This is a genomic window from Klenkia brasiliensis (assembly GCF_900100695.1).
Classification (GTDB): Bacteria; Actinomycetota; Actinomycetes; order Mycobacteriales; family Geodermatophilaceae; genus Klenkia; species Klenkia brasiliensis.
This window is the reverse complement of sequence record NZ_FNCF01000004.1, coordinates 440742-453384: the sequence shown is the minus strand read 5'-3', so window position 1 is coordinate 453384 and position 12643 is coordinate 440742. Positions and strand designations below refer to the sequence as shown.

Here is a 12643-nt window from a genome sequence, read left to right as displayed (position 1 = left end):
TCACAGGGTCGGCGCTCAGCGGGGTCGGCGCGGCCGGTCCCCCGGGGTGCGGACCGGCTGCCGGGTCCGGCTCCCGGCGCTGCCGACCGGGGCGGCCGACCGGGGGCGCGGGACCCGCTCGTCGGTCGCCGGACGCGCCTGGGCAGTCTGCCGGGTGGCCGGGCGGTCGGCAGCGCGGGGACGGTCCGCGGCGCCCGGGCGCCCGTCGCGCACCCGGGCCACCGTGCGCCCACCGCGGTCGGGGCGGGTGCGCCCGGTCGGTGCGCGGCGGCCGAGCACCGGCAGCGGGGCCACCGCCTGCTCGGGCACCGGCACCAGCCAGCGGCCCAGCCGGCCCAGCCGGCCGGCGGGGTGGGCCTGCCGGTGGGCGCGCAGGTGCTCGATGGCCTCGGGCTCGGTGCGGGCGAAGCGGACCAGCAGGCCGACGATGAACAGGGTGAGCACCAGGGAGGTGCCACCGGCGGAGATCAGCGGCAGCGTGACGCCGGTGACCGGCAGCAGGCCGACGACGTAGCCCATGTTGATGAAGGCCTGCCCGATCAGCCAGACGGTGATCGCGGCGCTGGCCAGCTGGACGAAGCGGTCGGTGGCCCGGCGGGCGATCCGGAAGCCGGCGTAGGCCAGCACGCCGTAGAGGGTGATGACCACCAGGCAGCCCAGGAAGCCCAGCTCCTCGCCGATGATCGCAAAGATGTAGTCGCTCTCGGCGTGCGGGAGGATGTTCCACTTCATCCGGCTGTTGCCCAGCCCGACGCCGGTGAAGCCGCCGGTGGCCAGCGCGTAGAGGCCCTTGATGGCCTGGAAGCCGCCGTCCTCGGGGTCGGCGAAGGGGTCCAGGAACGAGAACACCCGCGCGGCGCGGTAGGAGGCGCTCAGCGCGGTGATCGCGATGCCGGCGACGGCGACGATGCCCAGGCCGGCGATCCAGCGGCCGGGCAGCCCGCCGGACCACAGCAGCCCGGCCACCACCAGGCCCAGGCCCACCGTGGCGCCCATGTCGGGCTCGGCGAGCACCAGGAGGGCCAGCAGCAGGAAGGCCGGCACCACCGGGACCAGCAGCGCCTTGGTGGTCAGCCACTTCTCCCGCAGCGCGATGACGTGCGCGCCCCAGAGCGCGAGCACCAGCTTGGCCAGCTCGGAGGGCTGCACGTCGACCACGCCGAGGCTGATCCACTGCCGGGCGCCGTTGAGCTCCTTGCCGATGCCGGGCACCAGCACCGCCAGCAGCATGAGGGTGACGACCAGCAGCGCGATCCCGGAGTACCGGCGCAGGTGGCCGATCGGCAGGCGGACGGCGACGAGCGCCAGCCCCACCCCGACCACGGCGAACACCAGCTGGCGGACGCCGGGCAGCCACGCGGGCTGGTCGTCCAGGGCGGCCTCGACGCTGGAGGCGGAGAAGACCATCACCAGGCCGATCGCCAGCAGCAGGCCGGCCGAGCCCAGCACCAGGTGCGCGCTGGTCATCGGACCGTCCAGCCAGGCCGGCGCGCGGAACAGCGGGCCCCGGGAGGCCTGCGCCCCGCGCCGTGCGGCGCGCGCGGACGTCGCCGTCCCCCCGGGGCGGGCCGGGCGGGCGGTGCGGGTCGGTGCGTCCGTGCTGGCAGCCATGCCGGCCCCCGTCAGTGCAGGGCGCGGACCGCGTCGGCGAAGGCGCGGCCCCGGTGCGCGTAGTCGGTGAACACGTCCATGGACGCGGCGGCCGGTGCCAGCAGGACGGTGTCGCCGGGACGGGCCATCGCGGCGGCAGCGCGCACCACCTCGCCCATCACCGCCTCAGCCGTCCCGCTCGTCACACCGGTCACTCCGACATCGTCACCGCTGGGGACCTCGGACCGTGGGACCGACGGGGCGTGTCGCGCCAACGACCTGGCCAGGACCCCCCGGTCGCGGCCCAGGAGCACCACCCCGGCCAGCCGCGGGGCCACCGCGGCGACCAGCGGGTCGACGTCGGCACCCTTGAGCAGCCCGCCGGCGATCCACACCACGCGGGGGTAGGCGGCCAGCGACGCGCCGGCGGCGTGCGGGTTGGTGGCCTTGGAGTCGTCGACGAAGTCCACGCCGTCGACGGTGGCCACCAGCACGTTGCGGTGCGCCCCGCCGCGGAAGCCGGCCAGGCCCGTGCCGATGTCGGCCGGCGACACCCCCGCCACCCGGGCCAGGGCGGCGGCCACGAGCGCGTTGGTCAGGTTGTGCGGGCCGGACACCTGCAGCGCCGCGGTGTCCACCAGGACGTCCCCGGCGGGGGCCGCGGAGAAGGCGCGGTCGACCAGCGCCCCGGCGCGCACCCCCAGCTGGCCGCGGACCGGCTCGTCCAGGGTCACGGTGACCGGGTGCGGGTGCGCGGCCACCAGCTCGGCGGCCACCGGGTCGCCGGCGTCGCCGACCGCGAACGGTGCCCGGGCCAGGACCTTGGCCTTGGCGTCCCGGTAGGCGGTCGGGCTGCCGTGCCAGTCGACGTGGTCGTCGGCGACGTTGAGCACCGCGGCGGCCGCCGGGGCGATGGAGCTCGACCAGTGCAGCTGGAAGGAGCTCAGCTCCACGGCCACCGCGTCGAACTCCGGGACGCCGTCGGCGTCCACCGCGGTGACCACCTCGACCAACGGCCGGCCGACGTTGCCCGCGGCCACCGCCCGCCGTCCCCCGGCCAGCAGCAGCGCCTCGAGCATGGTGACGGTGGTGGTCTTGCCGTTGGTGCCGGTGACGGCGTACCAGGGCGCGGGCCCGCCGTCGGGCAGCGGCGCGCGCAGCCGCCAGGCCAGCTCGGGCTCGCCCACGACCTCGACGCCGGCGGCCGCGGCGGAGACCAGCAGCGGGGAGTCCGGTCGCCAGCCGGGCGAGGTGACCACCAGGTCGACGTCGTCCGGGCAGTCGCTGCGGGCCCCGAGCCAGATCGCGCCGGCGGCCTCGAGCTCGGCCCGGGCGGGCGGGTCGCCGGCGTCGGCGAGCAGCACGGTGTCCCCGCGGGCCAGCAGCACCCGGGCCGCGGCGACCCCGGAGACGCCGAGCCCGGCGACCAGGACCCGCCCCAGGGGGCCGGTCACAGGCCGGTGAGGGACAGCCAGTCGGCGTAGAACGCGCCGATGCCGAAGGCGACCGCCATCCCGGTGACCAGCCAGAACCGCACGATGACGGTGTTCTCCGCCCAGCCGGCGAGCTCGAAGTGGTGGTGCAGCGGCGCCATCCGGAACACCCGGCGCCGGGTGGCCTTGAAGAACGCGATCTGGATGGCCACCGACAGCGTGACGGCGACGAACAGGCCGCCGAGCACGACCAGCAGCAGCTCGGTGCGGGTGACCACGGCGATGCCGGCCATCAGCCCGCCCAGGGCCAGCGAGCCGGTGTCGCCCATGAAGATCCGGGCCGGCGAGGTGTTCCACCACAGGAAGCCCAGGCAGGCGCCCATCGCCGCGGCGGCGACCAGGGTGACGTCGAGCGGGTCGCGGACGGTGTAGCAGCCCTCGACGACCCCCGAGGCGCAGCTGTGCCCGAACTGCCAGAACGAGATGACGACGTAGGCGCCGAACACCATCGCCGAGCAGCCGGCGGCCAGGCCGTCCAGGCCGTCGGTGAGGTTGACGGCGTTGGAGAACCCGGAGATGAACAGCAGCGCGAAGACCAGGAACAGCGCGGCCGGCAGCGCCAGCGGGGCGATCTCGCGGACGAAGGAGATCGTGGTCGAGGCGACCGGCGGCCGGCCGCCGAACTCGACCAGCGCGAGGACGGCGAAGCCCAGGCCGACCACCGTCTGGCCGACCAGCTTGGCGGTCTTGTTCAGCCCGAGGCTGCGCCGGTGCCGGATCTTGAGGTAGTCGTCGAGGAACCCGACCACGCCCAGGCCCACCAGCAGGAACAGCAGCAGCAGGCCGGTGCTGGTCACCCCGCGGCCGGGCTGGCCGACCAGGAACAGGTGCGCGGTGAAGTAGCCGACCACGGTGGCCAGCACGATGACCGTGCCGCCCATGGTGGGCGTGCCCTTCTTGGACAGGTGGCTCTCGGGGCCGTCGTCGCGGATCTCCTGGCCGAAGCCCTGCCGGCGGAAGGTCTTGATGGCCACCGGGGTCATCAGGATGGAGACCACCAGCCCGACGGCGGCGGCGATGAGGACGCTCTTCACGCGGTGCCCCCGTCCTCGAGCAGGTCGGCGGCGAGGAGCTCCAGGCCCTGCGCGCGGGAGGCCTTGACCAGCACGACGTCGCCCGGGCGCAGCACCTCCGCGAGCAGCTGGCGGGCGGCGGCCCGGTCCGGCACGTGCACCGACTCCTCCCGTGCCGCGGCGATGCCCGCGGCGTCGCGCCCCACGGCCACGACGAGGTCCACCGCGGCCGCGGCGTCGACGCCCAGGCGGTGGTGCTCGTCGTCGGCCCCGGGGCCCAGTTCCCCCATCGCGCCCAGCACGGCGACCCGGCGGGTGCCGGTCATCCCCTGCAGGGCGGCCAGCGCGGCGCGCATGGACTCGGGGTTGGCGTTGTAGGCGTCGTTGACCACCACGACGCCGTCGGGGCGGCGGGTGACCTCCATCCGCCAGCGGCTCTGCACGGTCGCGGCCGACAGGCCGGCGGCGACCTGCGCGGGGGCGAGCCCGGCGGCCAGCGCGGCGCCGGCCGCGGACAGGGCGTTGGCGACCTGGTGGGCGCCGACGACCTGCAGCCGCACCGGGTGCGCCTCGCCGGCGGCATGCAGGGTGAACGAGGCCCGGGCGTCGGCGTCGAGGGCGACGTCGGCGGCCCGGACGTCGGCGTCCTCCGCGGTGCCGGTGAGCAGCACCCGGGCGGCGGTGCGGGAGGCCATCGCCCGCACGCGGGGGTCGTCGGCGTTGAGCACGGCGGTGCCGGTGGCGGCCTCGGCGAGCTCGCCCTTGGCGGTCGCGATGGCCTCGGGGCTGCCGAACTCGCCCAGGTGCGCGGAGCCGACGTTGAGCACGACACCGACGTCGGGGCGGGCGACGCCGCACAGGCGGGCGATGTGGCCGATGCCGCGGGCACCCATCTCCAGCACCAGGTAGCGGGTGCCGGTGTCGGCGGAGAGCACGGTCAGCGGCAGGCCGATGTCGTTGTTGAACGACCCGGGCGGGCTGACCGTGGGCCCGGCGGCGGCCAGCACCTGGCCGAGCAGGTCCTTGGTGGAGGTCTTGCCCGAGGAGCCGGTGATGCCGACCGTGGTCAGCCCGGGGAGCCGCTCGTGCACGGCGTGCGCGAGCCGGCCCAGCGCGGCCACCGGGTCCTCCACGACCACCACGGGGTGGCCGTCGGCGGGGCGGGTGCCCAGCGCGCCGGCCGCACCGGAGGCCACCGCGGCGCCGATGAAGTCGTTCCCGTCGACCCGCTCCCCCGGCAGCGCCACGTACAGGTCCCCGGGCCCCGCGGTGCGGGAGTCCACGGTGACCTTCCCCGTGACCTGCGCGTCGGGGCCGGTGAGGGTGCCGCCGACGGCGTCGGCGACCTCGGCGAGGCCCAGCTCGATCACGACCGCGCCTCCAGTGCTCGTCGCAGTTCCACCCGGTCGTCGAAGAGGCTGGTGCTCCCGGCGACCTCCTGGCCGCTCTCGTGGCCCTTGCCCGCCACCAGCAGCGTGTCACCCGGGCCCGCGGCGCGCACCGCCGCCTCGATCGCGGCCCGCCGGTCGGCCACCTCACGGACCTCGCACCGGGTGTCCGCGGGCACCCCGGCGAGCATCGCGGCGCGGATCGTGGCCGGGTCCTCCGAGCGGGGGTTGTCGTCGGTGACCACCAGCAGGTCGCTGCCGGCCGCGGCGGCCGCACCCATGCCCGGGCGCTTGCCGGGGTCGCGGTCCCCGCCGCAGCCCAGCACGGTGATCAGCCGGCCCCCGGTGCCGCTGCGCAGCGCGGCGAGGGCGGTGGCGACCGCGTCGGGGGTGTGCGCGTAGTCGACCAGCGCGGCGAAGGGCTGCCCGGCGTCCACCGGCTCCATCCGGCCGGGGACGACGGTGGTGGCGATGCCGGCCAGCGCGGCGTCCACGGGCACCCCGACGGCGTCCAGCAGCGCGACGGCCAGCACCGCGTTGGCCACGTTGAAGGCCCCCGGCAGCCGGACCCGCGCGTCGTGGGCCCCGCCGTCCGGGGTGTGCAGCACGAAGGTGGACCCGCCCCCGGGGACGGCGACGACGTCGGTGGCCCGCCACGCGGCGGTGCTCCCCGGCGGCTCCGAGCCCCGGCCGGAGACGGTCACCGTGCCCTCGTGGACCAGCCGGCGGGCGTGCGCGTCGTCGACGTCGACCACCTCGACGGCGGCGCGGCCGTCGAAGAGCAGGGCCTTGGCCCGGAAGTAGCTCTCCTCGTCGCCGTGGAAGTCCAGGTGGTCGCGGGAGAAGTTGGTGAACCCGGCGGCGGCGAAGCGCACCCCGCCGACCCGGCCGAGCACCAGGGCGTGGCTGGAGACCTCCATGACCACCGCGCGCACCCCGTCGGCGCGCATGCCGGCCAGCAGCGCGTGCAGGTCGGGGGCCTCGGGGGTGGTGCGGGTGCTGGAGATCTCGGTGACCCGCGGCTCGCCGTCCGGCCCGGTGCCGCGGGTGCGGGTCTGCACGGTGCCGATCAGCCCGCTGGACCAGCCGGCCGCGGCCAGGCCGGACTCCACCAGGTAGGCGGTCGTCGTCTTGCCGTTGGTGCCGGTGATGCCGACGACGGCCAGGTGGTCGGCGGGCCGGCCGTGCACGCGGGCGGCGACCTCGCCGAGCACGGCGCGGGGGTCCTCGACCACGCACACCGGCAGGTCGGGGTCGGTCACCTCGGCGGCGCCCGCGCGGTCGGTGAGGACGGCGACCGCCCCGCCGGCCAGCGCCTGGGGCAGGAAGCGGATGCCGTGCGCGCGGGCCCCGGGCAGGGCGGCGAACAGGAAGCCCTCCCCCACCCGGTCCGAGGCCAGCGACACCCCCGACACGCGGGTGGTGGGGCTGCCCTGCACGGGCGCGCCGACCAGGTCGGCCAGCTCGGACAGGGCGGTGCTCACGGGTGCCCAACCTACCGGCGGGACGCCGCCGTCCCGGTCACCGACCCGGGGTGCGGTGATCAGTTCGTCGGCGCGGTGCCGGTGAGCTGGAAGTCCGGGCGGGGGCTCCCCGAGGGGACGACGTCGTCGGCGGCGAGCACGTACTGCATGAGGTCGGCGAACACGGGGGCGGCGACCTGGCCGCCCTCGGCGTCGCTGTTCGGGCGCTCGAGGTCGACAGCGATGACGTACTGCGGGTCGTCGGCGGGGGCGAAGCCGACGAAGGTGGTGAAGTAGCCGCCGCCGCTGTAGCAGCCGCACTCGGGGTTGGCGCGCTGCGCGGTGCCGGTCTTGCCCGCCACCCGGAACCCGGGCACCTCGCCCAGCGGCGCGGTGCCGCCCGGCCCGACGACGGCCTCGAGCATGTAGGCCATCTGCTGCGCGGTGGACTCGCTGATCACCCGGGTGCCCTCGGGCTGCGGCTCGGGGGTGACGGTGCCGTCGGGGGCGGTGGTGGACTCCACGATGCGCGGCGGGATGCGCACCCCGCCGTTGGCGATGGTCTGGTAGACCGACGCCATCTGCAGCGCGGTCACCGAGACGCCCTGCCCGATCGGCACGTTCGCCGCGCGGGACGCCGTCCAGTCCGCGGAGTCCTGCAGGATGCCGGCGCTCTCGCCGGGCAGCTCGATGCCGGTGGTGGAGCCCAGCCCGAAGGCCCGCATGTACTGCTCGAGGCGGGCGTCGCCGACCTCGCGGGCCAGCATGATCGTGCCGACGTTGCTGGACTTGGCGAGGATGCCGGTGACGGTCCAGTCGACCGGCGCGTGGTCGTGGGCGTCGGTGACCACGACGTCGCCGGCCGGGATGTGGCCGTTGACGCTGAGCACGGTGTCGGGCGTGGCGTGGCCGTCCTCGATCGCCGCGGACAGCGTGACCGCCTTCATCACCGAGCCGGGCTCGAAGACGTCGGAGATCGCCGGGTTGCCCAGCAGGTCGGGGTCGGTGGTGCTCGCCTGGGAGGGGTCATAGCCCGGGCAGGTGGCCATCGCGACCACCCGGCCGGTGTGCGCCTCCATCACCACGGCCGAGCCGCGGGTGGTCTGGCCGTTGCTGCACTCGGTGGCCAGCCGCTGCTGCACCGTGTACTGCAGGTCCTCGTCGATGGTCAGCGTGACGTCCGAGCCGTCGACGGCGGGGGTGGACTCGTCGATGCCCGAGGGGATGGGGATGCCGCCGGCGCCCACCTCGACCCGCCGGGTGCCGTCGGTGCCCGACAGCTGGTCGTCGTAGCGCTGCTCGATGCCGGCCAGGCCGTCGCCGTCGCGGCCGATGAAGCCGACCACCTGGCCGCCGACGGTGCCCGCCGGGTACAGCCGGGTCGGCTGGTCCTCCAGCACGATGCCGGGCAGCTCGAGGGCGGTGATCTGGTCGCTGGTGGCGGTGTCGACGTGCTCGGCGAGCACGGAGTACCGGCCCGAGGCGGTCAGGTCGTCGGTCAGCTGGTCCACCGGGACGCCGAGCAGGGTGGTCAGCGCCAGCGCGGTGCGGTCGGGGTCCTCCACGACGGTTGGGTCGGCGACGACCTTGGACGCCTCGACCGTGTAGGCCAGCGGGTTGCCGTCGCGGTCCAGGACCGCGCCGCGGATGGCGGCGATGTCGAACACCCGCATCCGGTCGGACTCGGCGGCCTGGGCGTAGGCGGTGCCGTCGATGCCCTGCAGCACCACCAGCTTGGTGGCGACGGCGACCAGCAGGACGACCAGGACGCCGAGGCCCCACCGGTTGCGCCGGGTGCGCACGGTCGGGGACAGGCCGCGGGTGCGCCGGGTGCCGGGCGCTCGGCGGGGCCGCAGCGCCTCGGTGGAGGTGCGCCGCGGCGGGGTGGTGCGGACCGGGCGCCGGGTGGGGTCGGTGGGGCGGTGCGGCACGGTCAGCCTCCGGCCTGCTCGGTCGTCGTCCCCGGCGCGGCTGCGTCGGCGGAGGGCTGCTGGTCGGGCTGGGCCGCCGGCTGCTGGGTCGCGGCGGGGGCGGGCTCGGGTGCCGGCTCGGGCGCGGGGGCCGGCTCGGGGGCGCCGCGGACCACCGACGTGCCGTCCGGACCGATCACCAGGTGGCCGGCGGTGCCCGCGGGGACCAGCCCGGCGGCGGCGGCCGCGGCGGCCAGCTGGGCAGGGGTGCGGGCGGTGGTGACCTGCTGCTCGAGCCGCTCGACGGCCTGGGACAGCTCGGTGTTGGCCGCGCGCTGCTCGCTGGCCCGCAGCGAGTCCACCGCCATGGCGGTGTTGAGGGCCAGCAGCACCAGCGCGGTGGCGGCGATGAGGCCCACCATCAGCAGGACGAACGGCGTCCGCCGGGGCCGGGTGCGGGTGGTGCGGCGCACCCGCGGCGGGGTGCCGACCGGCTCGGTGACCAGCCGCAGCTGGGGACGGACGTGCACCGGTCCGGTGCGCCGGGTGGTGCCCGGGCGGGTCACCGTGCGGGCAGGGGCGGAGCTGCGGGTGGCGGTCGTGCTGCGGGCGGAGGCAGTCCCCTTGGCGCGGAGGGCGCCGGTGTGCACGCGGGCGGTGACGCTCACCGGTCGGCCCGCCGGATCCGCTCGGCGGCCCGCACCCGGGCCGACGCCGCGCGCGGGTTGTCCTCGGTCTCGGCGTCGGCCGGCGCCTCGCCGCCGCGGGTGAGCAGCCGCAGCACCGGGGCGTGCTCCGGCAGCGGCTGTGGCATGCCCGGCGGGGTGGTGTCGGTGGCGCCCAGCGCCAGGGCCTGCTTCACGATCCGGTCCTCCAGGGAGTGGAAGGTGATGACGGCGATGCGGCCGCCGACGGCGAGGGCGTCCAGAGCCGCGGGGAGCAGCCGGGTCAGCACGCCCAGCTCGTCGTTGACCTCGATGCGCAGCGCCTGGAAGGCGCGCTTGGCGGGGTGGCCGCCGGTGCGGCGGGTGGCGGCGGGGATGGCGTCGCGGACCAGCTCGGCGAGCCGGCCGGTGGTGGTGAAGGGCTCGCGGGCGCGCTCCCGCTCGATGGCGGCCGCGATCCGGCCGGCGAAGCGCTCCTCGCCGTAGACCTTGAGCACGCGGGTGAGCTCGCCGCGGGAGTAGGTGTTCACGACGTCGGCGGCGGTGCGCGGGCCGGAGGGGTCCATCCGCATGTCCAGCGGCGCGTCGTGGGCGTAGCTGAAGCCGCGGTCGGGGCGGTCCAGCTGCAGCGAGGAGACGCCGAGGTCGGCGAGGACCGCGTGCACCTCGTCCAGCCCCAGCTCGTCGAGGACCTCGGGCAGCTCGTCGAAGACGGCGGGGACGACGGTGGCGCGGTCGGCGTGGCCGGCGGCGGCGATCCGGCGGGTGGCCTCGGCGCGGGCGTCGGGGTCGCGGTCCAGGCCGACCAGCCGCAGGCCGGGGTGGGCGTCGAGGAGGGCGAGGGAGTGCCCGGCCAGGCCGAGGGTGCAGTCGACCAGCACGGCGCCGTCGGCGGCGCAGGCGGGGCCGAGCAGCTCGGTGACGCGGTCGAGCAGGACCGGGACGTGCACCGCGGGCTGCTGGTCGCTCATCGCGGGCCTCCTCCGGTCCGTGGTGTGCCCCGCGCCCCGGCCGTGGGACGCGCTGGTCTCGTTCGCTGGTGTCGTTCTCGGCCGACGTCGGCCGTTCTCCACCCGGTGGTGCACCACCGGGCGCGCGCGGTGGTGCGGATGTGACTCGTGGTGCTGGTGGGGTTCGGCCGGGCCGGGTGGTGCCCGGGTCCGGGAGGTGCTGGGGGTCCGGGTCGACGCGCCCGGGGCGGCGGTGCTGGCTGCTTCGCCCCCACCGCGGGGCCCGTCCGGCGACGGGGAAGGTCGCCGGCCTGGGCCCCGCCGGTGGTGCGGGGTGGAGCGGGGTGGAGCCGGTGGTGCGGGGTGGAGCCGGGGTGGTGCTGGGGTGGGGCGTCCCGGCCGGGTCCAGCCGCGGGGAAGTCGGCTGGCGGTTCCGGTGCACCCGAGCCCCGGGGAAGTGGGCTCGGACGGGGGGCGCCCGCGGGTCGGGGGCGGTCAGGACAGGGTCGGCATCCCCTCGCTCTCGCTCTCCGCGTAGGCGGCCTCCTGCTCGGCGACGTAGGCGTCCCAGGCGGCGGCGTCCCAGATCTCGAAGCGGGTGTCGACGCCGACGACCACGACGTCGCGGTCGAGGCCGGCGTACTCGCGCAGCAGCGCCGGCAGCGTGATGCGGCCGGCCTTGTCGGGCTCGAGCTCGACCATCGAGCCGAACCCCAGGCGGTTGAGGGCGCGGGCGCGGCCGGTGTCGGCGGGCATCGCGGCGGCCCGGGCGCGCTGCACCTCGGCGACGCGCTCGTGGGTCAGGCCGTAGACGCAGCGCTCCTGGCCCTTGGTCAGCACGACGCCGCCGGTGACCAGGTCGCGGAAGCGCACGGGGAGGGCCAGGCGGCCCTTCTCGTCCAGGCGCAGGGAGTGGCTGCCCAGGAACACCGGTCCACCACCCCCACCTCTGCTTCCCGGGGGCCCCGCAGGTCCCCCTGTAGGCCCTGCGTCCCCATCGCGCGCCACCCTAACCCACCAGCCCCCACTGGACACCACTTCGCACCCCGTGTCCCCCCTCGCCCCACCCGACCCCCACCGGTGGGGGTCTGTGACAGGAGTGACGAGCGGGGTGCGGACGCCGAGCACCCCCGGCCGGCGGGCCGGGCACGTACCGTGGCGGGGGTGACGGAGGCGACAGCGGTGGGCGCGGGCGCGCCCCGCCACGGGCAGCCCGACGGCGCCGGCCCGGTGGACGTGCAGGCCGAGGGCGCCCGGATCGCCGAGGCGATGGGCACCGTGGTGGTCGGCAAGCCCGACGTCGTCCGGCTGGCCCTGGTGGTCCTGCTGGCCGAGGGCCACCTGCTCATCGAGGACGTGCCCGGCGTCGGCAAGACCACGCTGGCCAAGGCGATGGCCCGGGCGGTCGACTCCGAGGTCCGCCGCATCCAGTTCACCCCGGACCTGCTGCCCAGCGACGTCACCGGCGTGGCGGTCTTCGACCAGGAGTCCCGGTCCTTCGAGTTCCGGCCCGGTGCGGTGTTCGCCAACCTGGTGGTGGCCGACGAGATCAACCGGGCCTCGCCCAAGACCCAGTCGGCGCTGCTGGAGTGCATGGAGGAGCGCCAGGTCACCGTCGACGGCACCACCTACGAGCTGGCCCGGCCCTTCATGGTGCTGGCCACGCAGAACCCGCTGGAGATGGAGGGCACCTACCCGCTGCCCGAGGCCCAGCGCGACCGGTTCACCGCCCGCATCTCGATGGGCTACCCCGACCGCGACGCCGAGCTGGCCATGCTCGACGACCGCGCGGTGGTCGACCCGCTGACCCGGCTGCGCCCGGTCGCCGACGCGGCCACCGTGCGCGCCATGGTCGACGCGGTCGCCGCGCTGCACGTCGCCGACCCGCTGCGCCGGTACGTGGTGTCGCTGGTCGAGGCCAGCCGGCGCAGCCCCGACCTGCGCCTGGGCGCCTCCCCCCGGGCCGGGCTGCAGCTGCTGCGCGCCGCGCGGGCCGCCGCGGCGCTGGCCGGCCGGGACCACGTGCTCCCCGACGACGTGCAGGAGATGGCCGGCCCGGTGCTGGCCCACCGGCTGCTGCTCACCCCCGACGCCGCCCTCGCCCGGCGCACGCCCGAGCGGGTGGTCACCGAGCTGCTGTCCGCCGTCCCGGTCCCGCGCCGCCGCTGACC

The 12643-nt window shown here is 76.5% G+C and carries 10 protein-coding genes; 1 reads left to right on the top strand and 9 read right to left on the bottom strand.

Annotation, left to right across the window (positions count from 1 at the left end; translation table 11 throughout):
• Positions 1-15: 15 nt before the first annotated feature.
• The 9 genes from ftsW to mraZ form a co-directional block, all read right to left on the bottom strand.
• Entirely contained in the window at positions 16-1611 is a 1596-nt protein-coding gene (gene ftsW / locus BLT39_RS14095; protein ID WP_091064301.1) for a putative lipid II flippase FtsW, read from the bottom strand.
• A gap of 11 nt (positions 1612-1622) precedes the next feature.
• The gene (gene murD / locus BLT39_RS14090; protein ID WP_091064297.1) at positions 1623-3044 is read right to left on the bottom strand and encodes a UDP-N-acetylmuramoyl-L-alanine--D-glutamate ligase; all 1422 of its coding nucleotides are present in this window, start codon (positions 3042-3044) and stop codon (positions 1623-1625) included.
• Positions 3041-4117, bottom strand: a complete 1077-nt coding sequence (gene mraY, locus BLT39_RS14085) for a phospho-N-acetylmuramoyl-pentapeptide-transferase (RefSeq protein WP_091064293.1) — start codon at positions 4115-4117, stop codon at positions 3041-3043. The genes murD and mraY overlap by 4 nt, the downstream gene beginning before the upstream one ends.
• Positions 4114-5466 (bottom strand): UDP-N-acetylmuramoyl-tripeptide--D-alanyl-D-alanine ligase, encoded by a 1353-nt coding sequence (locus BLT39_RS14080; RefSeq protein ID WP_091064289.1) that lies wholly within the window; start codon positions 5464-5466, stop codon positions 4114-4116. Before BLT39_RS14080 ends, mraY begins: the two co-directional genes overlap by 4 nt.
• Positions 5463-6968 (bottom strand): UDP-N-acetylmuramoyl-L-alanyl-D-glutamate--2,6-diaminopimelate ligase, encoded by a 1506-nt coding sequence (locus BLT39_RS14075; protein WP_165640273.1) that lies wholly within the window; start codon positions 6966-6968, stop codon positions 5463-5465. The genes BLT39_RS14080 and BLT39_RS14075 overlap by 4 nt, the downstream gene beginning before the upstream one ends.
• A 59-nt stretch (positions 6969-7027) precedes the next feature.
• Positions 7028-8878 (bottom strand): peptidoglycan D,D-transpeptidase FtsI family protein, encoded by a 1851-nt coding sequence (locus BLT39_RS14070; protein ID WP_242658405.1) that lies wholly within the window; start codon positions 8876-8878, stop codon positions 7028-7030.
• Positions 8879-8880: 2 nt separating this feature from the next.
• Positions 8881-9525, bottom strand: coding sequence for a cell division protein FtsL (ftsL, locus tag BLT39_RS14065; RefSeq protein WP_091064282.1), 645 nt, complete (start codon positions 9523-9525; stop codon positions 8881-8883).
• Complete coding sequence (rsmH, locus tag BLT39_RS14060) at positions 9522-10493, bottom strand: 16S rRNA (cytosine(1402)-N(4))-methyltransferase RsmH (RefSeq protein ID WP_091064278.1); 972 nt, start codon at positions 10491-10493, stop codon at positions 9522-9524. Before rsmH ends, ftsL begins: the two co-directional genes overlap by 4 nt.
• Positions 10494-10967: 474 nt before the next feature.
• Positions 10968-11402 carry a division/cell wall cluster transcriptional repressor MraZ gene (mraZ, locus tag BLT39_RS14055; protein WP_091064276.1) on the bottom strand — a complete coding sequence of 145 codons (435 nt, stop codon included), beginning with the start codon at positions 11400-11402 and terminating at the stop codon, positions 10968-10970.
• A gap of 234 nt (positions 11403-11636) precedes the next feature.
• On the opposite strand from mraZ, the gene BLT39_RS14050 reads away from it, so the two are divergent.
• The gene (locus tag BLT39_RS14050) at positions 11637-12641 is read left to right on the top strand and encodes an AAA family ATPase (protein ID WP_242658404.1); all 1005 of its coding nucleotides are present in this window, start codon (positions 11637-11639) and stop codon (positions 12639-12641) included.
• Positions 12642-12643 lie beyond the last annotated feature (2 nt).

Bases quoted from the DNA above. Each gene is read 5' to 3' on its own strand.
- ftsW (WP_091064301.1), bottom strand. From the start codon at position 1,611: ATGGCTGCCAGCACGGACGCACCGACCCGCACCGCCCGCCCGGCCCGC.
- rsmH (WP_091064278.1), bottom strand. From the start codon at position 10,493: ATGAGCGACCAGCAGCCCGCGGTGCACGTCCCGGTCCTGCTCGACCGC.